The organism is Duncaniella sp. B8 (assembly GCF_005304985.1).
In the GTDB taxonomy this organism is placed as follows: Bacteria; Bacteroidota; Bacteroidia; order Bacteroidales; family Muribaculaceae; genus Duncaniella; species Duncaniella muris.
In genome coordinates this window covers 1,305,974-1,328,228 of record NZ_CP040121.1, presented here as the reverse complement: position 1 = coordinate 1,328,228, position 22,255 = coordinate 1,305,974, and the positions used below count along the sequence as shown (strand labels likewise).

Annotated in this window: 24 protein-coding genes; 2 read left to right on the top strand and 22 right to left on the bottom strand. The window is 54.5% G+C overall.

Going from position 1 to position 22,255, the window contains the following annotated elements:
- Window positions 1–13: 13 nt before the first annotated feature.
- The 7 genes from FDZ78_RS05875 to FDZ78_RS05845 form a co-directional block, all read right to left on the bottom strand.
- Window positions 14–1,612 carry a tetratricopeptide repeat protein gene (locus FDZ78_RS05875; protein ID WP_136408211.1) on the bottom strand — a complete coding sequence of 533 codons (1,599 nt, stop codon included), beginning with the start codon at window positions 1,610–1,612 and terminating at the stop codon, window positions 14–16.
- Between the two features lie 124 nt (window positions 1,613–1,736).
- On the bottom strand, window positions 1,737–2,459 hold the full coding sequence (locus FDZ78_RS05870; RefSeq protein WP_136408210.1) for a 16S rRNA (uracil(1498)-N(3))-methyltransferase: 723 nt from the start codon (window positions 2,457–2,459) through the stop codon (window positions 1,737–1,739).
- Between the two features lie 89 nt (window positions 2,460–2,548).
- Window positions 2,549–3,880, bottom strand: a complete 1,332-nt coding sequence (locus tag FDZ78_RS05865; protein ID WP_136408209.1) for an MFS transporter — start codon at window positions 3,878–3,880, stop codon at window positions 2,549–2,551.
- Window positions 3,881–3,996: 116 nt separating this feature from the next.
- A complete protein-coding gene (locus FDZ78_RS05860; protein WP_107032482.1) occupies window positions 3,997–4,641 on the bottom strand; it encodes a bifunctional nuclease family protein in 645 nt (214 codons plus the stop codon).
- Between the two features lie 54 nt (window positions 4,642–4,695).
- Complete coding sequence (mnmA, locus tag FDZ78_RS05855) at window positions 4,696–5,772, bottom strand: tRNA 2-thiouridine(34) synthase MnmA (RefSeq protein ID WP_107032483.1); 1,077 nt, start codon at window positions 5,770–5,772, stop codon at window positions 4,696–4,698.
- Window positions 5,773–5,825: 53 nt separating this feature from the next.
- Window positions 5,826–6,335 carry a DoxX family protein gene (locus FDZ78_RS05850; protein ID WP_107032484.1) on the bottom strand — a complete coding sequence of 170 codons (510 nt, stop codon included), beginning with the start codon at window positions 6,333–6,335 and terminating at the stop codon, window positions 5,826–5,828.
- 21 nt (window positions 6,336–6,356) lie between these two features.
- Window positions 6,357–7,244 carry a DUF5106 domain-containing protein gene (locus FDZ78_RS05845; RefSeq protein ID WP_107032485.1) on the bottom strand — a complete coding sequence of 296 codons (888 nt, stop codon included), beginning with the start codon at window positions 7,242–7,244 and terminating at the stop codon, window positions 6,357–6,359.
- Between the two features lie 169 nt (window positions 7,245–7,413).
- Between FDZ78_RS05845 and xseA the strand changes: the two genes are divergently transcribed.
- Both xseA and FDZ78_RS05835 read left to right on the top strand, forming a co-directional pair.
- Window positions 7,414–8,718 (top strand): exodeoxyribonuclease VII large subunit, encoded by a 1,305-nt coding sequence (xseA, locus tag FDZ78_RS05840; RefSeq protein WP_168181953.1) that lies wholly within the window; start codon window positions 7,414–7,416, stop codon window positions 8,716–8,718.
- A 108-nt stretch (window positions 8,719–8,826) separates the two neighbouring features.
- The gene (locus FDZ78_RS05835; protein ID WP_107032487.1) at window positions 8,827–9,177 is read left to right on the top strand and encodes a hypothetical protein; all 351 of its coding nucleotides are present in this window, start codon (window positions 8,827–8,829) and stop codon (window positions 9,175–9,177) included.
- Window positions 9,178–9,378: 201 nt separating this feature from the next.
- Here the strand turns inward: FDZ78_RS05835 and FDZ78_RS05830 are convergent, their stop codons facing one another.
- From FDZ78_RS05830 to FDZ78_RS05760, 15 genes are all read right to left on the bottom strand, one after another.
- Complete coding sequence (locus tag FDZ78_RS05830) at window positions 9,379–10,665, bottom strand: hemolysin family protein (protein ID WP_107032488.1); 1,287 nt, start codon at window positions 10,663–10,665, stop codon at window positions 9,379–9,381.
- A gap of 11 nt (window positions 10,666–10,676) precedes the next feature.
- Window positions 10,677–11,453: an LPS export ABC transporter periplasmic protein LptC gene (lptC, locus tag FDZ78_RS05825; RefSeq protein ID WP_136408208.1), complete on the bottom strand. Its 777-nt coding sequence runs from the start codon at window positions 11,451–11,453 to the stop codon at window positions 10,677–10,679.
- A 74-nt stretch (window positions 11,454–11,527) separates the two neighbouring features.
- On the bottom strand, window positions 11,528–12,769 hold the full coding sequence (locus tag FDZ78_RS05820) for a hypothetical protein (protein ID WP_123611067.1): 1,242 nt from the start codon (window positions 12,767–12,769) through the stop codon (window positions 11,528–11,530).
- On the bottom strand, window positions 12,759–13,496 hold the full coding sequence (locus FDZ78_RS05815) for a type III pantothenate kinase (protein ID WP_136408207.1): 738 nt from the start codon (window positions 13,494–13,496) through the stop codon (window positions 12,759–12,761). Before FDZ78_RS05815 ends, FDZ78_RS05820 begins: the two co-directional genes overlap by 11 nt.
- Window positions 13,497–13,617: 121 nt before the next feature.
- Window positions 13,618–13,980 carry a hypothetical protein gene (locus tag FDZ78_RS05810; protein WP_107032492.1) on the bottom strand — a complete coding sequence of 121 codons (363 nt, stop codon included), beginning with the start codon at window positions 13,978–13,980 and terminating at the stop codon, window positions 13,618–13,620.
- A gap of 53 nt (window positions 13,981–14,033) precedes the next feature.
- Entirely contained in the window at window positions 14,034–14,324 is a 291-nt protein-coding gene (locus tag FDZ78_RS05805) for a septum formation initiator family protein (protein WP_107032493.1), read from the bottom strand.
- 42 nt (window positions 14,325–14,366) lie between these two features.
- A complete protein-coding gene (gene menA, locus FDZ78_RS05800; protein ID WP_107032494.1) occupies window positions 14,367–15,263 on the bottom strand; it encodes a 1,4-dihydroxy-2-naphthoate octaprenyltransferase in 897 nt (298 codons plus the stop codon).
- 28 nt (window positions 15,264–15,291) lie between these two features.
- Entirely contained in the window at window positions 15,292–15,696 is a 405-nt protein-coding gene (locus FDZ78_RS05795) for an HIT family protein (protein ID WP_124075453.1), read from the bottom strand.
- A gap of 33 nt (window positions 15,697–15,729) precedes the next feature.
- Window positions 15,730–16,200 (bottom strand): transcription elongation factor GreA, encoded by a 471-nt coding sequence (gene greA / locus FDZ78_RS05790; RefSeq protein ID WP_107032496.1) that lies wholly within the window; start codon window positions 16,198–16,200, stop codon window positions 15,730–15,732.
- A gap of 220 nt (window positions 16,201–16,420) precedes the next feature.
- The gene (locus tag FDZ78_RS05785; protein ID WP_123611066.1) at window positions 16,421–16,921 is read right to left on the bottom strand and encodes a hypothetical protein; all 501 of its coding nucleotides are present in this window, start codon (window positions 16,919–16,921) and stop codon (window positions 16,421–16,423) included.
- Window positions 16,922–16,933: 12 nt separating this feature from the next.
- Complete coding sequence (locus FDZ78_RS05780; RefSeq protein ID WP_123397891.1) at window positions 16,934–17,230, bottom strand: hypothetical protein; 297 nt, start codon at window positions 17,228–17,230, stop codon at window positions 16,934–16,936.
- Entirely contained in the window at window positions 17,227–17,640 is a 414-nt protein-coding gene (locus tag FDZ78_RS05775; protein ID WP_123397892.1) for a hypothetical protein, read from the bottom strand. The genes FDZ78_RS05780 and FDZ78_RS05775 overlap by 4 nt, the downstream gene beginning before the upstream one ends.
- Before the next feature lie 489 nt (window positions 17,641–18,129).
- Window positions 18,130–19,047, bottom strand: coding sequence for a site-specific tyrosine recombinase XerD (gene xerD, locus FDZ78_RS05770; protein WP_123397893.1), 918 nt, complete (start codon window positions 19,045–19,047; stop codon window positions 18,130–18,132).
- A 24-nt stretch (window positions 19,048–19,071) separates the two neighbouring features.
- A complete protein-coding gene (locus FDZ78_RS05765; RefSeq protein WP_107032498.1) occupies window positions 19,072–19,656 on the bottom strand; it encodes a hypothetical protein in 585 nt (194 codons plus the stop codon).
- The gene (locus FDZ78_RS05760; RefSeq protein WP_136408206.1) at window positions 19,640–22,228 is read right to left on the bottom strand and encodes a YfhO family protein; all 2,589 of its coding nucleotides are present in this window, start codon (window positions 22,226–22,228) and stop codon (window positions 19,640–19,642) included. The genes FDZ78_RS05765 and FDZ78_RS05760 overlap by 17 nt, the downstream gene beginning before the upstream one ends.
- Between the last annotated feature and the right edge of the window lie 27 nt (window positions 22,229–22,255).

Genomic DNA, 22,255 nt, shown 5'->3' with positions numbered 1-22,255 from the left:
CTGTGGGTGCGGATCAGCGGCCGAATATGGCGCCGTTGGCTTTGAGCAGCGCGCTGAAGCGCGGGTCTTTGCGGATGGGCTCCACGTTGACATCGGCTTCGGTATTGACGGCCCAGTTATAGTAGTTGGCATAGCCTTTTTCGAGCGATGCGGCCATGCACTTGAAGGCTTTGTCGCTGTTGCCGGCCTGGGCGTAGTAGCAGGCGGCGAGATAGTTGACTTCGCCGTCATAGTCATCGGCTATGGCGAGCACTCGTTCTATCCAGCGGTCGGCTTCTTCCTTGCGGTCGAGCTGCAGGAGGGCGAATCCGCGGTATGATTTTATCTGGTCGTGGGCCAGGTCCATGTCGAGCACACGTTCGAAGCTCATGTCGGCGTTTTTCTTTTGCCGGCGGTAGTCTTTGAGCACCCATCCGCGGATTATAGCGAGATAGGGGTTTTCAGGGGCGTTCATCGTGGCTTCGCTGAGACATACGGAGGCATCGGCGCTGTTGCCCAGGCGCAGTTGTGCGAGGGCTTTGGCTATGAGGGCTTCGTTTGAGTCCGGTTCTTTCTCAAGGGCGGTTTCAGCGCAGGAGAGGGCGCTGTCATAGTTGCCTAAGGCGCGCTGGATCTGCGATTTGATCACATAGTAGCGCTCGTTGTCGCGGGTGGCGCTGATGGCATAGTCGATGTTGAGCAGGGCGGTGTCGAACTTGCCGAGGGCGTAGTAGCATTCGGCGAGTGCGGCGTTGAGGCCGGGATATGAGTCGAGGTTTTCGTTGATGATGCGGTCATAGTCGGCTATGGCTGCGAGGTAGTTGCAGTGGCCCTGGGCTATCATGGCGCGGATGAAGTAGTACATGCCGTTGCGCGGGGCCTGGCGTATGGCGGTCGATAGGCCGGCTATAACTACGGGGTAGTTGGTTTTGGATATTTCCACCAGTTCGCGGAGTGCCCGCGGGGTGTTTTCCTGGTCGGTTGAGATGGCGAGGATATAGTCGTCGACAGCGCCCTGTTCATTTCCGGCAAGGGTGCGCACTGAGGCGCGGCGCAGGTAGACCTGGCTGTTTGACGGGGAGAGTTCCACGGCCTGGTCGCAGAGTTCGTCGGCCAGACCGAGGTTGTTTTCCTTGACGGCCACGCGGGCGAGCCCGAAGAGGGCTTCCTGGCTGCGGGGATTGCGCTGCTGTAGCAGGCGGAAGTCGGCTTTGGCTTCGGGGTAGCGGCCGAGTTCGTAGAGGGCCGTGCCTCGCTGGTAGACGGCCACATAGTTCTGCGGGTCGAGCGAGATTTCGGAGTTGAGGTCGCCGATGGCCTGCTCGTAGCGGTGGAGCATCATGTTGATGTTGGCCCGCAGCTGTATGGCCTGGAAGCGGGTGTCAAGGTCTTCCTCCGGGAGATATTTGAGAGCGTTGTTAATGTCATCGAGTGCCTTGATGTAGTCGTTGCGGAGGTAATATTCGTTGGCCCGGCGGAAGAGGGTCTCCGCATCGTGCGGATCTTCGTCGAGAAGAGCCTGGTAGGCCTTCATGAGCGCTTCTTTCATCGGGTTGGGTGCTTCGGCTGAGGCGGTGAAGCTGAATGCACCGGCTGAGAGCAGGAGTGAGATTGCGATTTTTCTTAGGTTCATTGCAGAATTGGATATGATGGAGTGTCCGGCTTGCTTCCGGCAGGGGCCGGAGGTGATTGGCGAGGGGACACCGTTAAAATAGTTGACGGTGATATATTATGGTTCAGCTGAGGAGTGCCGGCGGTCAGCTTTCCGGCGCAGCGCTGCTCTGGTCGAGGATGTGGCAGGCCGAGAGGGCGTAGAGGGCGGCGGTTTCGGTGCGCAGGCGGTTGTTGCCGAGGGTGACGGGGCTGAATCCGGAGTCAAGGGCGAGGCGTATCTCCTGAGGAGAGAAGTCACCTTCGGGGCCGATTAGGATCAGTGTGTCGAGCCCCGGCCGGTAGACCTGCGTGAAGTCTCTGCGGGGTATGTCGGGGTCGCAGTAGGCCATCAGCCGTTGTGCTCCGGGCATCATTGCGGCTACTTCGCGGAGCGGTGTCATCGGTATGACGGTGGGGAGGGTGGCTTTGAGTGACTGCTTCATGGCGGCCACGGCGATTTTTTCGAGTCTTTCGATCTTGATCTCACGGCGCTCGCTGCGGTCGCAGAGCAGCGGAATGATGGTGTTGACTCCAACCTCGGTCATCTTTTCCACGAGCCATTCCATGCGGTCCAGATGCTTGGTGGGTGCCACGGCTACTGCAAGCTGCTGGCTCCAGGGCAGGGGCATGGGGCTGACGGAGAGGATCTCTACCGAGGCATGTTTCGGGTGGGCGTCGGCCAGCCGGCAGCGGTAGGCGTTGCCGTGGCCGTCAATCACCTGGAGTTCGTCGCCCTCGCGCATTCGCAGCACTCTCACGGCATGTCGTGAGTCGCTTTCGGGCAGCTCAGGAGAGGTGGCTATGTCAGGAGCGAAAAATTGTATCATCTGTCAGTGAAATTCTTGGTTTATAAGAGGCCCTGGGGGGGCCGTTGCCGGTTGAGACCGAGAGGCGATTCCCCGCGGGCGGGGGAGGGTCAGTCGTTGACCATGCCGTCGGCAGCCGAGCCGTTTCCGTCGATGACGGCTTCTTCCATCTGCGGGGTCGCTTTCTTGCTGTCATCCTTGAAGATGAACATGAAGAGCACGGCCACTACGAGGGCATAGCCGGCGAAGATCATCCAAGAGGTGACCCATCCTTCGTGCTGGGCTTCGGCTGTGGTCTGTGAGAATACGAAGTGGTTGACTACCGCCTGGGCGCAGAGAGTACCGATGGTGGCTCCGAGCCCGTTGGTCATCATCATGAAGAGGCCCTGGGCGCTTGAGCGAAGGTCGCTGGTGGTTTCCTTGTCGACGTAGAGACCGCCTGAGACGTTGAAGAAGTCAAAGGCCACGCCGTAGACAATGCAGGAGAGAATCAGGAGCCAGAGGCCGCTGCCGGTGTCGCCGATTCCGAAGAACCCGAAGCGGAGCACCCATGCGAACATCGACATCAGCATCACGCCTTTGATGCCGAAGCGCTTGAGGCAGAAGGGTATGAGGAGTATGCAGAGGGTTTCGCTGATTTGCGATAGGGATATGAGGGCATTGGCATTGTGGGCACCCCAGGTGTCGGCGAATTCGGCAAGATTTTCAAATGAGGTGATAAACGTGTTGCCGTAAGAGTTGGTGATCTGGAGCGAGACACCGAGGAACATGCTGAAAATGAAGAATATGGCCATGCGCTTCTGCTTGAAGAGTTTGAAGGCTTTCAGTCCGAGGCTGTCGGCCAGAGAACTTTTCTGGCCTTTCTTGACTTTGCAGGCGGGCATTGTCAGAGCGTAGGCCGCGAGAATGAAACTCAGGGCCGCCGAGGTTATGAGCTGGTAGGCGTTGGTCTGGAACTGGGTGAAGTTGACGAAGAGCATCGAGCAGATGAAGCCTACGGTTCCGAATACGCGGATCGGCGGGAAGTGTTTGATGGTGTCGAGATTGGCTTCTGTCAGAGCGTTGAACGCAACTGAGTTGCCGAGGCCGATTGTCGGCATGAAGAAGGCCACTGAGAGGGTGTAGAGAGCGAAGAGTGGTCCGAACTCCACCTGAGATGTGGTAAGGCAGTAGACACCTGCGGCCCCCATGAAGCAACCGGCGAGGATGTGGCAGAGACTGAGCATTTTTTGGGCCTGGATCCAGCGGTCGGCAAGGATGCCTATGATAGCTGGCATGAAGAGAGAGACTATTCCCTGGACTGTGTAGAACCAGCCGATCTGAGTGGCCAGTCCGATTCGAGCCAGATAGTTGCCTAATGAAATCAGGTAAGCGCCCCAGACTCCGAATTCAAGGAAGCTGAGGAGAGCCAGTTTTACTTGTAGGGATCTTGCTGTTGCCATATCCGTGTAGTTTTAAATTCTGTTTTATAGTAACTTGTATGAATTACTTATAGTTGCATGGTTTAGATAATTTAAGCTATTGGGAGTCATGTTTTTCTGACGTCAGTGTGATTCTGTCAGGCCTGATCGGTGTCTTTGGCGCGTTTGCGTTTCAATATCTCGGCTACGCGGGCGGCTTCCTCGTATTCCTCACGCTCTATGTGGCGGGCGAGAGTTTTTTCGAGTTCCTCTATGGCGTAGTTTTCCAGCTTGGGCTCGGAATGGCTGCCGCTGTGTCCGTCTTCATCGCCGAAGGCCGGAGCTTCTACGTCTCCATCGTCTGTCGTTTCATCGGCTATTTCCATTTCGAAGCCCGTGGCTTCGAGTATGTCAGGAGTGGTATAGATAGGTGCGCCGGTGCGCATGGCTATCGCTATGGCATCGCTTGTGCGGGAGTCGATGGTCACAGTCCGGTCACCGTCAGAAAATGTGATTTCCGAAGAGAAAATACCGTCTTCGAATTTGTAGATGAAAACTTCGGTCAGTTTCACGCCGAAAGCGTGGGCGAAACTCACGAAAAGATCGTGGGTCATAGGCCGTGGCGGTGTGATGTTTTCCATCTTCATTGCGATTGACTGGGCTTCGGCCGCGCCGATCACCACCGGAATGCGCATCGGACCACCCACCTGCGCGAGAATCAGCGCGTAGGCTCCTGACTGGATCTGGCTGTAGGAAAGGCCCATCACTTTGAGCCTTACCCGGTTTTCATCGTTCTCTGACATGGGCTCTTGCTATATATATTATATATGAGGTGTTTTTCGGTTATTATTTTCAGTCTATGAGATATTGCGGCCGGTGATCACTCCGCTGCCATAGCAGAGGCGGGCATCGCGGTCATAGATGACTCCGAACTGGCCGGGGGCTATGCCCTGGACCGGGACCTCGGATTCGATGATATATTCGCCCTGCCCCATGCGGCTCAGGCGGGCCGGCAGAAATTCGGGCGAGTGGCGGTTTTTAAACCGGATCTCAACGCCGTCACAGTCATCGGGCCACGGATCGCGGGTGATCCAGTGCATCTCGTCAAGATGGATCAGTTTGCCATACTGCTTTTCGGTGTCGTAGCCCTGCGAGACGTAGACCACGTTGTCATTGACGTTTTTCTTCACCACATACCACGGGCCTCCGCTCAGCCCAAGGCCTTTGCGCTGCCCTATGGTGTGAAACCAGAATCCGCGGTGCTCTCCGAGCTTGCGGCCGGTCTCGATCTCGATGATAGGGCCCGGCTTTTCGCCAAGGTGGCGGCGGATGAAGTCGTTGTAGTTTATCTTGCCCAGAAAGCAGATGCCCTGACTGTCGCGGCGGAATGCGTTGGGCAGCTGTGTGGTCACTGCAATTTCCCTTACGCGGCTTTTGGGCAGGTCGCCGATAGGAAACATCAGATGGCTCAGCTGAGGGTAGCTGATGCGGCATAGAAAATCGGTCTGATCTTTGACGGCATCAATGCCGGTGCCGAGATAGACAAGACCGTCGATCTCATGGGTAGTGGCATAGTGGCCCGTGGCGGTTTTGTCGAATTCATGGCCCCAGCGCTCTTCGAAGAAGCCGAATTTGATCATCTTGTTGCACATGATGTCGGGGTTCGGAGTGAGTCCGGAGCGCACGGTCCGGAGCGCATAGTCCATCACATTGTCCCAATACTCCTGGTGGAGCGACACCACATCAAATGGCAGTCCGTAGCGGCGTGCTATGAACGAGCACATCTCGATGTCTTCCTCGGCCGAGCAGTCGCCCTCGCCGTTGTCAAGCCCGATTCTTATATAGAAAAGGTGCAGGTCATGGCCTTCCTCCACAAGCCGGTGGACGGCCACGGCGCTGTCAACGCCTCCTGATATCAGTGCGGCAATCTTCATTCAGTCGTTCTTTGGTTTTGCTAAAGTCATCGGTAGGGTTTTCAGGGGGAGGATCAGACCTCCTCCATCTCTTCTTCCTCTGATTTGCCTTTGAGGTTGATGATATAGAGTGATATTAAATAGTCGAGTGATATTTTGCCCGGTCCGGCTATGAGCAGGTAGAAATAGATGCCGATAAACATGATGGGCAGATAGCCGGGGTCGGTGCTGTCAAGACCGTAGACCGGCAGGAAGGGCACCATATCGTGGAGTATGTAGTACTCGGCGGCGATCATGGCGAAAATAGGCGGGAGGGTGCTCAGACGGGTCATGAAACCTGCCATGATCAGCAGCGAGCAGACGAGCTCGATGGTGATCATGATGATCAGCGAGCATTCCGATGACATGTTCAGAACCGTCGGGAAAGAGTTGCAGAGCACACTGTAGTTTACCAGATGGCGTATGCCGAACTGCAGCAGCATCATGCCCACAAAGAGACGGATAAACAGTCGTGCGAGATTCGAATAAGTGTAGCCGGAAAGCTTTACGAAGCAGTTGACCGGCCAGGAATTATACCAACTCATAGATTTTTTTGATCTCTCTGATTAGCGTTTCTTTAACTGTCGGGCCACGTCAAGCACCTGGTCTATGGTAAGATGCTTGAAGCGCACGTTGTGATTCTTGTCGATGATGTAGAAATCCGGAGTGCCGTTTCTGAGGTCTACAGTAAGGTCGGCGTCGGGATTGGCTCCCACGCTCCATGCCGACGGGTAGGAACCCACGGACTGTTTCCATTCATCCGAAGGTTCTGTCAGCGAAATGGCCACTATTTTGGCTTTGCCCTCGCTGATAAGCTCGGTCATTGATATGTCGGCGTCGAGGCGTATGCGGGCCATGTTGCAGTCATCGCAGTCTGGATCGTTGAAAAACACTACCAGAACCTGGGCCGAGTCACTGTCGAGATTCCTGCTCTGTCCCTCGCGGGTAGTGTAGGGCAGAGAGGCGAAGCGCTTGCCGGTCATAGAGTTTTTCAGTATTTTGGCCTGATGCGCGAAGCGGGCTTTTGAGGCTTTGTCAATGCGCTTGTTTGAAGCCACAGCCTCGGCAAAGGGCAGATAGAGCTCATCGATCCACATCTCGGCGGTATCGCCATAGAGTAGGTTTTCGGCACATTCGGCCATGAACAATTGGTCAGCCGGCTGCTTTTCAAGCTTCTTGGTAAAACGGTTGACCGAGGCTATTGCCGAATCGGGAGTGGCGTTGCGCAGTATCGAGATATAGACATTGAACTCCTGGGCCATCTTGTGTTTGGCCGAGAAGGCCTTTTTCAGCTCGCAGAAGTCCCAGAAATGGCGAGCCATATAGTCGCAACGGCTCTGAAAGAGCTTGATCGAGTCAGGCACTATGGGATATTGGAAATATGTGTCGGCCTTGGCTCCGAGGCTTACGCCGAGGAAGACCATGAGGCAGAGAAGCAGTCGTTTGATTTTCATTCGTTCTGGCTAATGTATAATTTTGCAATCACAAAGATAAACAAAATCTCTCAAAAGCGAAAAAATAATCCTCCCGCTCCGCATTATCGCACTGAAATGCCCGGCGCAGGGATGTATTTTTGCAGTGTGGGTGACTGTGGATAATATGAATTTCTGTAATTTTGCACTTATGAATTCTGAAACGCTGACTCTTGAAGAACTTACCTCGCGTCTGGGTGCGGTGCTTGCCTCCGAACCGTCGCTACGCAATGTCTGGGTCACGGCCGAGACCTCTGACGTGCGCCGTGCCATGCATTGTTATCTCGAACTGGTCCAGAAAAATCCGTCGACCGGTGAGCCGGTAGCCCGGATGCGCGCCACTGTCTGGCGCTCGGCTCTTGCCAGGATTGACGCTGATTTCGCAGCCGCTACCGGCAGCCGTCTTGCAAGCGGCATGAAAGTCAGAGTCCTTGTTTCGGTCAACTACCATCCCTCCTACGGGATTTCGCTCAATATCACAGATATAGATCCGGCCTACACTATGGGCGATCTGATGCGTCTGCGTCTCGAAATCCTCTCACGGCTCCAGAAAGAGGGAGTTCTGGAACTGAACCGTGAATTGCAGTGGCCCGATGTGCCTTCGCGTATCGCTGTGATTTCCGCCCCCGGAGCGGCCGGCTACGGCGATTTCATCCATCAGCTCTACACCAACCGCCGTCATCTGCGTTTTGCCATCCGCCTTTATCCGGCGCTGATGCAGGGGCGTGAGGCTCCCTACACTATAATCGAGGCTCTTGAACAGATAGCTGCCGACGAGGAAATGTGGGATGGGGTGGTGATCATACGCGGCGGCGGAGCCACGAGCGATCTTGCCGCGTTTGAAAACTATGATCTTGCCGCCAACATTGCCCAGTTCCCGCTGCCGGTCATTATAGGGATAGGGCATGAACGCGATGTCACGGTGCTTGACTATGTTGCCAACATGCGTGTCAAGACCCCCACAGCAGCCGCCGAATGGCTGATTGGCCGTGGCGCAGAAGCCCTTGACCGTCTCGATCAGCTTGCCTCGGAGATCCATCACACAGCTTCAGCCATGCTCAGCGGAGCCCGTGAGCAGTTTTCATACATTTCAGCGACTTTGCCGCACCTCCCGGCTACAGCTCTCAAAAATTCATCGCGGCGGCTCGACCGCTATGCGATGGCTCTTTCAGAAACCGTCCGCGGACGTCTGCGTCCGCGCATATCGCAGCTCGATATGATCTCGGAGCGGATTCCAGCTCTTGCACGGGCGGCTGTCGACCGACAGAAATCGCGCCTTGAGTCAGCCGGCCGGCTCATTGATGTGCTCTCGCCCCTGGCCACTCTTCGCCGCGGCTATTCCATCACCCGTGTCAACGGCCGTGCAGTGACATCGGTTGCCGATATCGCGCCGGGCGTAAGGATCGAGACCACTCTCACCGACGGTACTGTAGGTTCTGTAGCTGACACCCTCTAAACATTCTTTAAGCTCATTTAAGACACTCTGCTGCAACTCCCTTTCTTAAGGGTTGTTATAAAGATGTGAGAAAAAACATAACAAACAACCTTTAAAGCTTAATGAATTATGGAATCAATGCAGCAGAACATAGCTGACAAGGCGGGCCAGGTGTCCGCTCAGGCTGCCAAAGTCAGCGCGGAAGCCGCTGAAGTCGCCGCCAAAGCCCAGTATAAAGCCGATAAGGCTGAAATTAAAGCTACTGCAGCTGAAGCTCAGGCAAACGCAAAAGAAAAACTTGCTGAAGCCAAGGAAAACCTTGCCGACAAGATTGCAGACGCCAAAGAGACATTGGCAGATAAACTTGACGATATTAAAGAAAAATCATCTCCGCTGATCGACAAGATCAAATCAGGAGCTGCCAGCGCGCTCAATTCGATAGCCGATACTGCATCGAATCTGGCCGATAAACTCGACTGAGATCCCCCTAATATCATAAATCCAACACATTTACAAATTCCCCCGGTCCTCTCGCGTGACGTGTTGCTCTTTCCACCACCGCAACCCGCTCCTGACCGGGGTTTCTTTGTGGGATGCTATAAGAGCCCGTTTCCCGGTGTCGTTGACATCGGTGTGAACGGGCTCTTGCTGTTTTTTCTAAACAGGGGTATGAAACATCCGCTATGATTGCTCAGTCTGGGCCTTTTCCACCCGGATCAGATCAAGGCGTGTGGCCGACCGTCCGAGGATTGTAAATTTCAGATCGTCGATCTCAATGGTGTCGCCCTGTGCCGGGAGAGTTCCGGTCGAGTTGATCAGATAGCCGGCAAGGGTCTGGTACTCGTCATCTTCAGGAATGTCAAGACGGAAATCGTCACGGAGAGTCCGCACTTCTATCCGGCCTGAGAATTCAAACACACCGGGAGCTACCTCAGATGCCGTCAGCCGTGTCTTGTCATGTTCGTCCTGGATATCCCCGAAGATTTCCTCTACCAGGTCTTCGAGAGTGACAAGGCCCGCGGTGCCTCCGAATTCATCGACTACTACCGCCATCGAGCGCTTTTCGCTCAGCAGACGCCGCATCATGGTGTTGGCCAGAAGGGTCTCAGGGGCATAGAGCACCTCCTTGATATGTTCCTTCCAGTCACTCGTCGGATCGAAGAGTTCCGACACATGCACATAGCCCACCACATTGTCGATGTCATCGCGGTAGACCAGGATCTTGCTGCGGCCTGACGAGGTGAAGAGCTCCGAAAGCTCATCGCGCGAGGTGGAGTCGATGTCCACCGCCACAAGTTCGTTGCGGGGAGCCATGCAGTCGCGCAGCTGTGTGGTCGAGAAGTCGAGAGCGTTGTGGAAAATCTTTACCTCGTTATCAACCTCCACTTCCTCAGGATTTTCCAGATCGTCGATCTTGGTGTCGAGATAATCGTTGAGCTCATTGATGGAGAGCACTCCGAGACGGGTGTCCTCGGCCTTGATCCCTGCCATGCGCATGAGCATTTTTGAAAGCCATGAAGTGAACCAGGAAATCGGGTAAAGCACTATGTAGAAAAAGTAGACCGGAAGAGCCGATACCTTCAGCGAGGTGTTCGGATTGATGCGGAACACGGATTTCGGCAGAAATTCACCGGTGAAGAGTATGACAAGGGTCGAGATAATGGTCTGGAGAATAAGAATGACAGCCTGATTGTCCGAAATGTGTTCGGCTATCCAGGGTTCGAGCAGAGCGGCCGCCCCCATGCCGTAGATCACGAGCATGATATTGTTGCCCACAAGGATGGTCGAGATGAAAAAGTCCTGATGTGAATAGTAGCGGCCTATTATCCGGTTGATGATGCCTCCACGGCTGGTGTCGAGACCGATGCGGACACGGTCGGCTGAAATATAGGCGATCTCCACTCCTGAAAACAGGGCGGAGAAGCAGAGAGAGATCAGTGCGAGTATAATCCAGGCGGTGAGTGTCATTGGCTTGCGGTTTAGAAGCGGGTTGTCTGTGTCTGGAGGCTTTCAGACGTGCTTGCGGATACCTTTTGTTGTGGCGGCTGCTGGATTTGCATCTTCGGTGCCGCGGTATTTCTGTCAGGCTTGGCTCCGGACGGGCGTGAGGCTGCCGGCAGAGTATCAGCCGCAGGCTGTGGAGCTTTCGGGCTCTGGGCTGATGAGTTACCGCCCGGAGTGAAGGCTCCGGCCGGAAAGATGCCTGAAACGCGGCGGATGGTGTAGCGCGTCAGGTTCTGGTTTGAGTCAAAGCCATAGCCTTCAAGCACCTTGTCGGGGCGCTCGATGTGGATGAACGAATCTGAGTAGAGTTTTTCCTGACGCTGGTCCCAGAATAGCTGGTTGGTCTGGAATTTTTCGTTCATGACATTGGTCAGGCTGACGTTTCCGTCAAGCCGCCAGAGTTGCTTGTTCTTGAAATATGTGGCCGAATCGGCTGTGACAGTGGCCTCGATTCGGAAAAAGTTGTCGTAGCGCTCAAGTCTCAGCCCCTCAGGAAAACGCCAGAACGGTTCCGGAGTCTCGTCATAGACATACCATATCGGGGTCACGATGCGATAACGCGTCACTCCTGAGTCAGAGATGAGGGTTTCGACGTCGCGGGTGAGCATTGTCGGTGTGTGGGTCGGATCGACAGAGCCGGTGGCCACAGGGTCGCTGTCTTTGCATCCGCTGACAACAAACGAGGCTCCGGTGATGGTCGCGAGGATCAAGGCTGGAAGCAGGCGCAGGCGGGTGACGGTTGAGGTCGTCATGGTGTGGCTGTAGGGTTGGTGTGATTCGGCCTTTTGGGGCTTGAGGGATCAGTGGTGGTGAGGCCCGGCGGTCTTTAACGGAGCTTGGGCTGGAAGAACCAAAGGCCGTTGAAGTTTATGCCGAGTGTGATGTTGAAATACTGTTCGGTCAGCAGTGCGTTTGGGGTCGACTGGCGGTGGTGATATTCAAAACCGAGATTGATGACGTTTTTTGATTTTACGGTCGGGAAACCGAAACCGCATGAAAATCCGTAGTCACGTACATTATTATAGGTGTCTTTGCTCTTTACCATGACATAGTCACGGTTGTAAAATCCGCCTGCACGGTAAGTGATGCGCTTGAAATAGCCTCCGTGGGGATTGGGGATGTAGCTCACACCGGCTCCGATGCGCCAGCGGTTGTCAAATTTGGTCGACGAAAAGTCTTCTATTTCGGTGAATTTGGCTTTGGCCCAGTTCTGGTAGGTGAAGTCGACTTCGGCCTGGAACTGTTTGTTCCATTCGTAGTTGATGCCCACGCCCCAGGTGTCGGCTATCGAAAATTTGTTGCGGAGACTTGTCGAAGCCACGGTGTCGGGCTTGCTGTCTTGCGAGGTGTCATATTTGAGCACATAGGTCTTGCCGAGGAGGGTCTTGCCGGGCGAATACGTAACGCCGAGAGTCAGGTCGTTCTTGCGCGAAAGGTTGAGAGTGTACTGCATACCGAACTGGAAGTGGAAATCCTGGACTTCCATCACCTGCTCGAAGAGCGATGAGGTTGAACCTACGGCATAGACGTCGTTGAACGTGTTGCCGAAAAGATAGCTCGCGTTGAAACCCACGGTGAAGTTTTTGAACGGTCTGACACCGGCTCCGAGGTAGAGCTGGTTGATGCCGCCGGTGCCCTGGTGGGTGGCCACACCGTTTTCAATGTCAGATCCGAAGGCATAGCCCACCGATGAGTAGGGCAGTATGCCGGCGCTCACGCCGATATAGCTTGTGACGGGAAACTGCATTGTGACATATTCGAGTCCGCCTCCCCAGTCCTTGGAGCTGCCGGTGTTGTCCTTGCGCCAGTACATGGAGACATCGGTTCCCATGTCGAAAAGGAATGTCAGAGAGTCAATGGCGGCATATGATGCCGGGTTCATGACATTGATCTGCCTTCCGGAACGCATGGCATAGCCCACTCCGCCCATCTGGCGCTGTGCGGAAGTGGCATTGTCGCCAAGAAGGCCATAGCCGAATTTTGAGTATGGACTTGTGGTCTGGGCCAGCGCGGCGGGGGCTGCGGTCATGGCCATGACGGCGAGGAGGAGAAATGACTTAATTTTCATTGTAAAGCAAAATTCTGTTTAAACCTTTGCTGGCGAGATGTTCGTCTGGGAGAACATCGAAGTCGCACAGAGAAGCGAGATGATGGCCACAGCCTCCGCCGAGCACTATCACGGTGTCTTTCGGCAGGCGGCTGCGATAATATCCTATTGATGCTACGACGCTGTAGACAGCACCGAGCGTTATGGCCTCAACGGTGTCGCGGCCTATCACCTTGTCGCGCAGCTCCGGCATGTGTTCCGGAAACGGCACGAGGGGCAGGCGTGCGGTGAACTGGTTGAGGGCTTTGAATTCCATGTTGATGCCGGGGGCTATGTTGCCGCCGCGGTAGGTGCCGGTGGAGTCTACGTAGTCGTAGGTCACGGCGGTGCCGGCGTCGACCACGAGGATGTTGCGTCCGGGAAAATCGCTCCAGGCTCCTACGGCCGATGCTATGCGGTCCACTCCGAGTGTCTGCGGAGTCGCATAGTCGAGTTTGATGGGCAGAGGGGTGGAGGGTGACAGGCGGTAGACACAGCGCGCCAGATGGCTGAGTTTGTTGATGACAGGGCCGTTGTTCTGAACCACAGAACAATAGATGGCCCCTTTGAGGCGGCGCCCGCCTACGAATTCTTCGACGGACGAGGGTGTGAGACGTGTGTCGATGACGGTGTCAACGAGCTCTTTATCCTCCCAGAGCGAGATCTTCGCTTCGGTGTTGCCTTGATCAATTGTCAGATATTGCGACATTCAGTGACGGTGGCTTTTTCTATTTGCGTGGCAAAATTACTAATAATGTGGCAATTTCACGGCCATCATACGGCTATTTTTGCACTTGCCTTCTTCCGGAGTGCCGGATAAGTCGGGTGTTTTAACGTTTATTATCAGCTTTCTGCCTTGGAATCATGACGGATGTGTAGATGGTCAGCAGTCCGCCGGCGAGAGTGAAGGCCAGCCAGTCTGTCTTTCCGGCTGACGGTATGAACATGAAGACTGCCCCGGCAAGGAAAATCAGGGCAGTCCAGACTTCCACCCGTATTAGGCGGCGCAGACGCAGGGGGGCGTCCTTGACTTTCGGGGCCACAAAGCGTCCGGCAAGCAGTATGAGAGAGCCTGCTGCGTAGAGATAGCGTCCCCACTGGGTGGCCATGTGGAGAAGGGGGAAGAGTGCGGCTGCCATGATGGCGAGGAGCCCGGCAGTGACCATTATGTTGGAGGCTGATGTTCTGTCCATTAGCTGAATTGATGAGTTGTGTGGGAGGTTGGTGTGGGTGAGAGAGGAGGGGGTTATTCGAAGATATAGACATCTTCATCGGGGTGCTGCATGTGGTATTGCTCGCGGACTATGCGCTCCATTGTCTCCTTGTCGGTGTCAAGGGAGTGGTTGAGGTCGCGGTAATAGTTGAGGGTGTCAGTAGCCTCGCTGATGCTGGCTTCGAGTTCGGTGATGCGGCGTTCCTGCTCTACCGTGCGCAGCAGGGAGTTTTCATTGAAGAAGAGCACGAGAGAGCCTATCACCAGTGAGGCGAGAAGTGTCAGAGAGAGATAACGTTTGCACCAGGCGTAGAAGTTGCTCATGTCAAAAAGTAAAGTGTGATGAGAGACTGGAGTTTCCGCATGTCAGGCTGATGCGGTTACGGTAATCACAAAGCCTGCGGCATAGATGAGCATCAGCACCGCGGTCATGCCTAAGAGCGGGTTGAGCCGGGCACCGCTGAGATGCGTGAGTCTGAAATAGAGTACGGTGTGGCCGCAGAGGTAGAGGGCCGGGACTATCCACCAGCCGGGACCGGCTGCAAGCCAGGGCGGCAGGGTAAGGATCAGGGCCAGAATGCCGTTGGCGAGATAGATGGCTGACATGGCGCGGAGGCCGAGGCGCACGGCAAGAGTGCGCTTGCCTACCGCACGGTCATCCTCTATGTCGCGGTAGTTGTTGACTATCAGTACGTTTGCGCCCATCAGTCCGATTCCGGCCGCTGCGGCTGCCAGCCACCATCCGAACGGACCGCCCATGAGCATGTAAGTCAGGGTGACGGGGATGATGCCGAAGAAACAGATTACCGCCACCTCTCCGAATCCGTGGTGGGAGAGCGGGTAAGGTCCGGCGCTGTAGGCCATGACACCGAGAGCCGTGGCGATGCCCACGAGATACATCCACCAGCTGCCGTAGAGCCATACGAGTATGCAGCCCGCAAGGCAGGCGCAGGCAAGCGTGGCGAATGTGGCCCGCTTCATGGCTCCGGGAGTGATGTCGCCTTCGGTGACTCCGCGGCGCGGACCCTGACGGCCTGCGCGGTCAAGGCCGCCCTTGAAGTCATAATATTCGTTGGCGAAATTCGATGCTATCTGGGCCAGGAGTGCAAAGAGCAGGCAGAGCAGCGCGGGGACAAGACTGAAACGCCATGAGAGGAGTCCGAGTCCGGCGGCATAGATCACCCCGGCGAGCGACACCGGGAGTGTGCGCAGGCGCATGGCTTCGATCCAGCAGGCGGTTTTTGATCTCTTGGTCGCGCTCATCTGTAGCAGGTCTGTCTGTGGTTCCGGGTTAAGCGTTGAGTTCGTCGAATTTTGCTGCGATTGCTTTTGCGATTGCTTCCATTTCCTCGGCCGGGAGCTCCACTTTATGGTTGAAGTTCATATCGGCCTCGGTGTTGATAGGAATAAGGTGGATATGGGTGTGGGGCACTTCCAGACCTATGACGGCCACGCCGACGCGCTTGCAGGGGACTGCCTCGCGGATGGCTTCGGCCACTCGCTTGGCAAACAGAGTCAGAGCCTGGTAGTCATCGTCGGAGAGATGGAATATGTAGTCGTCTTCCTTTCGGGGAATCACAAGCACATGTCCGGGTGCCACGGGGTTGATGTCAAGAAATGCATAGTGGCGTTCGTCGGCTGCCACGCGGTAGGAGGGAATTTCTCCTGCGGCGATTTTGCTGAAGATTGTTGACATAGCTCTATTTTGATTGAGAGTTTGTGAGGTGGATTAGTAGTTGATTTCTACGATCTCGAACTTCATGAGTCCGGCTGGCACCTTGATCTCGACCACTTCGCCGAGCTTGTGGCCGAGCAGGCCCTGGGCTATCGGGGTGCTTGAACCGATTTTCTTCTCCTTGAGGTTTGCTTCGGAATCGGCCACGATGGTATATTCCATTGTCATGCCGTTGGCGGTATTTTTGATTTTCACGCGGTTGAGAATCTGCACTTCCTCGTTGTTGAGCTTGCTTTCGTCAATGATGCGGGCGTTTGCAACGAGGTCTTTGAGCTGCGAAATCTTCATTTCGAGCATGCCCTGTGCTTCTTTAGCGGCGTCATATTCGGAGTTTTCCGAAAGGTCGCCCTTGTCACGGGCTTCTGCGATTGCGGCTGATATACGTGGACGTTCAACTGATTCGAGGAACGCGATTTCTTCCATTTTTTTCTTGTAACCTTCTTTGGTCATGAAAGTTATAGCCATGATTGCTGTGGATTTTTGTTAAAGAGGGAGTTAAAAAATAAAGAATCCCGATGCTTGCGGCTACGAGACCCCTAATGAATATTGTTGATTTTGATATGTACGGTTGCCAATTGTTGACTTCTGCAAAGATAGGGAGAATAATCGGATTGGCCAATCTGACCGGAGGCTATTTAACATTAATTGGCTAATGTTTCACAAGAACCCAAGAGGTTGGATGAAATCAGAATTTCACACCTTTGAGTGCCGCTTTTTCCATCAGATAGAGAACAGTGGCCAATCCGCGACCTGCTATAGGCCGGTAGGTAAGTGTATAAACTAAATGATTATAAAAAGATTCGGTCATGCCTTCCATTACATCCGGATCAAGAAACATTAATCCGGCGTATATGGCAAAAGCTTCGTTAATGGTGAGGAATGTGGTATTCACTTCGGCTCCGGCTTTGATCTGTATGGGCTTGAAGCGTGAAATCCAGATCATAGTGAAAGCCCCCTGCTTGTGGCGGTCTGCAAATTGAGAGCCGGCATAGGCCTTGTATTTGGCAATGTCATCAAAGTAAGCGTTGACAGCACAGTGAAGCAGCTCTTTGGATAGATAGAGGTATTCCGAATACTTTTCACCTAACCCTGTGGAGAACTCATCCACGTAAAGATTTACAAGGGTTTCATAGCGTTTGCGGATAGCATCGGCGTTAGGCTGGATAATCGGAGTTTCAGTGGCCATAGTGATAGACAATCATTTAACCCATGAAAAGAAAGCCGATTTTTCCCGTATTAATTTCGCTCGGTTCAGATAGACGGTTTCATCTTCAAAATGCGAACCCTGATTTCTTTGACGTTCGGTTTCTATTTCATGTGTGGCGCGGAGTATCTGATCGTAGTCAGACAGGTTGATCTCGGTCTGAGTCTTTTTCAGACGCAAGTTTTTCTTAGTGTTACGAACATCGCGGATTGTGTTCCACAGTATAGCAACCGATACAATGGAACTTACTATAGCGATAATATCTATTATGTATGTGAGATCGAAGTTCATAAACCGAGATTTGTCTTTAATCTTAAAATTTTAAATTTTATAACAATGGCAGAAATTGCTGTTGCGATCCAGACAACATAGAATTGAAACTGATGGGCTGCAACATAATTGGTGGTGGCATCTTTCCTCATTACATAGAACATGCCAAGTGTAGCTATTGCCATCAGCACGAGCCATGTCTGCATAAGAGGCCCCACACATTTCTTTAGCAGGTCGTATTCTTCATAGAGGCTGAAAACAAGAGTTAGAGCGGAGAAAATGTAGAAACCTTCTTTGATCAACTGTATCATTAGATCCCCAAAAGGAAACGATCCGTCAATAAACCATGCTACGACGGCAAGGAATAAAGCCGGAACAGCAATCGGCAACAGCGCGTTTGCCAATAACCAAAGAATGATCTGTTTCCCCATTGCTTAATTTTTTCAATTCGCGCAAAGATAGGAAAAATATTTGGTAATCACAAGAATAACATTTGAAAATGCCGTGAAGTTTACTTGGATCATGGAGCAGAGGTTGCCGGAGGCTATCTGGGAAGATATAGACAATAGTTACTGCTAAGAGGGTGTTTCATAACAATAGTTAAAATCCGAGCGAAAGAATTGAGATGAAGAGCCATAGACACTCAAAGCTTTCGGAGGCGATTGTATTGTCTTTTTGTAAATAGAGTATTCCATTTGTGAAAAATTTTGAGTTACCTGAGCCTTGGTGTCTCTTTTGCTAAATTGTTGAAGCTCGTCAGTCGCATAGCTCGCTATGCTTCTTCCTCCATTCCAACAATTTATCTAAAAGATACGCCACTCAGATTTTAACTCTTGTTATGAAACACCCTCTGAATTTTCTGCGCTAACGATTTTTTGAGAAAAGAGGAATAGAAGGATGGCGAGACAGATGACGCTTGGCTAATCTCTGCGGGGGTGGTTGCGGGGGTGGTAGGTGAGGATGTCGCTGCGGAGTGTCGAGCGGTCGAGGTGGATGTAGATCTGGGTTGTGGCTATGCTTTCGTGGCCGAGCATCTGCTGTATGGCGCGCAGGTTGGCGCCTCCTTCGAGCAGATGGGTGGCGAAGGAGTGACGCAGGGTGTGGGGCGAGATGGTCTTGCGTATGCCGGCGGCGGCGGCGAGGTCCTTGACTATCTGGAATATGCGCACGCGGGTCATGCGTCCGCCACGGCGGTTCAGAAAGAGTATGTCGCGGCTGTCAGACTTGATGTCAAGATGCATGCGGTCCATCAGATAGTCGCTGATCTCTAAGAGCGATACTTCTGACATGGGTACCATGCGTTCCTTGTTGCCCTTGCCGCGTACTATCAGATAGCCCTCTTGGCCGTAGATCTTCGAGATCTCAAGATTGACAAGTTCGCTGACGCGCAGGCCGCAGCCGTAGAGGGTCTCGATGATGGCGCGGTCACGCGAGGCTTCGGCTTTTTCCGGATCGATGGCTCTGATCATCGAGTCGATCTCTTCCTGAGTCAGCACTTCGGGCAGATGGAGTCCGGTTTTGGGTTGTTCGAGCAGTTCGGCGGGGTTGGGGTTGAGATAGTCCTCTATGCTCAGAAAGAAGAAATAGGAGCGGAGGCCTGAGACGATGCGGGCCTGGGAGCGTTCGGCTATGCCTACATCGTGGAGGTCGCCGAGAAATTCGCGCAGGATGTCGATGGTGACATCGCGCAGCGACAGTCCGCCGGCCGTGAGCCATGCATGGAGTTTGTCTATGTCACGGCGATAGGCCTCGCGGGTGTTTTCTGCCATGCCTTTCTCCACGGAGAGATAGGCATCGTAGTCATTTAGTATGCGCTGTATGTCAGTGATGTCACGCATCGGGGTCAGAGTGGGTGTTGACGGTCAGAAATTGATCTCGAAATTCTGCATCGGGAGACCGTGGCGGCTTACGAGCACGGCATATTTTCCGTTGGTGAAAGTCATGATGTGGTCAAGTCCGTCTTTCAGAGTGGCGAGCCGGTGTGAGTCGGCGCGAAGAAGCACGAGTGTGGAGTCTTCAGAAGAAAGCACCCGGCGGCCGGCCTGAAGATTCTCAGCTGAAAGTTCCGGAAGACAGATGAAGAGCCGGCAGGAGCCGGCAGGCAGTGTCAGAGCTTCGGCCGGAGTGATGGGCTGCAGCCGCGAATCGGCCATGTGGATCACCCGGCGCTCCGCTTCAGGCAGGTCAGGCGGAAGGACCAGAGTCTGAGGCTTGCGGTCACAGACTATGCGGAAGAGCATGGCCAGATTGCGCCGGCGGCGGCGACCTGCGGCGAAGTCGCGGATTTTTCCGGTGGAATAGTAGACGCTGCGGCTGTCACGCAGCACCAGGGTGATGAAGCGGAAGGCAAAAGGCGAATGCACACCGAAGCCACGGCTGCGGCGGGCGCGTCCGAGCGGACGCCAGAGTCTGCGGAGTGTCAGGCGCAGTTTAGCTTTCAGAGGCATCGGTCTCTGCTGTCTGGGTCTCGGATTCCGGCTTCCTGCCGCCTTTGCGCAGCGCTGTGACGATGGCTCCGGCCGCTGCTAGATAGATGAGGAAGACGGCTATGGTGGCCGCTGTGTCAGTGGTGTGGAGCGACTGCGGGTCGAAAGTCATCACGATCTCATGCTTGCCGGCGGGGAGGGGGAGTGCGCGCAACACGTAGTTGACACGGCTCAGGGGCACTTCCTGACCGTCGATTGTGGCCTTCCATCCCCAGGGGAAGTAAACTTCAGAGAATACGGCTACTCCTCCTTTGGCGCTGTTGGCTGTGTAGGTCAGGCGGTTGGGGGCATATGAGGTTTCGATGATTGTGTCGCCGGGCGTTTTTGGAGCCGAGGAGCCGAGTGCTGACTCGAATTTCCTGTCGGCCACGGCTGCCGATGCGGGGTTGATGACCGAGAGAGCCGCCATTTCCTCGTCAGGAGTGCCGACGTAGCTGACACGGTCAACGAACCAGGCGTTGCCGAGAGCCTCCGGGTTGCGCAGCGGCTGTCCCTGCATGTCGACTATGTAGCGGGCGTTGAGCATGTTGAGCACATTCCAGTCGGCATCTGACTCGGTGCCGCGGGTGAAGTTGGCGAGATGGCGGTCAATAAGATCCTGATAGCGGGTCAGTTTGGCCGCGTGGTAGCCGCCTATCATCTTATGGTAATACGACGGATCGGCGCTGTAGAAACGGGGGATGTCCATGACGCGGTAGTTCATGCCGGTGTCCTGGAGGATGGTCCGGTCAGCCGGTGTCATTTCAATCGGTGCTCCCGCAGTGAGCTGGCGCGGCACGAAGCTGTCGTGGCTCAGATAGCGCTTGTTGACCGAATAGAGATCGGCGAGGACTATGACACCTATGACTGCCATTGAGATGGCGGCCGAGATGCGGCGGCGGATGTAGAGCATGATCATCACGAAGCCGAGGGCTGTGATGACGAATGAGCGGATGGCGTCTGTTGAGATCAGCCCCTCGCGCAGGCTCTCGATGGCGGAGTAGATGGCCGGATTCTGGAGGCTGAACTGGCGGGCGGTAGCGGCGTCGTAGCCTTGCTGCATGAGCTGTGAGGTGATCATGTTGTCGATGTAGCGGTCATTGTCAGTGATGACGCTTCCGAACATCGAGGGGGCTATGAAGGCTATGGCGCAGATGGCGAGGGTGATGCCGAAACTCCAGATCACCGGGCGGCGGTAGGAGTCGAGACGGCTGCGGTCAGCCACGAGTTGCTGGAGAGCCATGACTGCGAGTAGTGGCATGGTGAACTCGGCTATGACGAGGATGCTCTCCACGGTGCGGAATTTGGAATACATCGGAGCTATCGAGAGCATGATGTCGGTGAAGACCATCGCGTGGCGTCCCCAGGCGAGGACTATGGAAAATACTGTCAGTATGACCAGCGCCCACTTCATTGGGCCGCGGACTATCATGCAGCCAAGAATGAAAAGAACGAAAATGAGCGCGCCGACATAGACCGGGCCGTTGGTGCCTTCCGGATCGCCGAAATACTGGCTCATGTAGCTTAGATACTGTTCCTGCATGGAGTCGATCTTTCCATTGGCCACCATCTCTCTGGCATCGGGCAGGTCTGAGAGACCCAGTGTTGTCATCCGTCCTTTCTCCGGTTTTGCCGAGGCTCCGCCTTTTATGTTCGGGATGAGGAGCGAGAATGTTTCGGATGGCTGATAGCTGTATTGTGTGATGTAGTCCTTGTCAAGACCTGCAGTTGAGTTCGAATTGTCGGTCGCGGGCTGCGACAGTTCGCTGTGGCGTCCGCGCATGGTCTCCTTGGAGTATTCGTAGGTCAGATAAAGGCTTGGCGAGTTGGCAGTCACAGCCAGTCCGGCGGCAATGGCAAGCACTCCGGTGGCTATGCCCCAGCGGCGCATCTCTTTGGCGCGAATGGCAGCGACGAGTTTTGCGATGACTATGGCGAGGATGACGAAGAGGAAGTAGTAGGTCATCTGCACGTGGTTCGATGCTATCTGCATCATGGCGAATACCGCGGCCATAGCGCCGCCGGCAAGGTAGCGTCCGCGGTAGCAGAGGATTATGCCGGCGATTGTAGGCGGGATGTAGGCGAGGGTTACGAATTTCCATATATGGCCCGCGCCGATGATGATTATGAAGTATGACGAAAATCCGTAGGCTATGGCTCCGAGCAGTGCCACATACCAGCGCATTTTCATGACTATCAGCAGAATGAAGAATCCGACCATCATCATGGCCAGGAGCGACGAGGGGGAGGGGAGTCCGAGGCTCATCACTGATCCGATCCAGCTGAAGAGGCGGCTTGAGGGATATGACGGCGAGATCTGGAAGTTGGGCATACCGGAGAAGAGCGAGTTGGTCCAGCGGGAAACTTCGCCGGTTGCTTCGGCATAGGCTTTTGCTTCCTGGCCTATGGCGGCGCCCTGCTGCATGTCGTGCTGGCGGAGCTGGTTGCCCTCGGCGGCGTCGGGGTAGAAGAATGCGAATGCTATGCCGGCTATGACTATGATGCCGGCCAGAAATGTGAAGAGAGATTTATAACGGCTGATTATTGACTGCATGAGTTGGGTGTGCGTGGAACGTGGTTG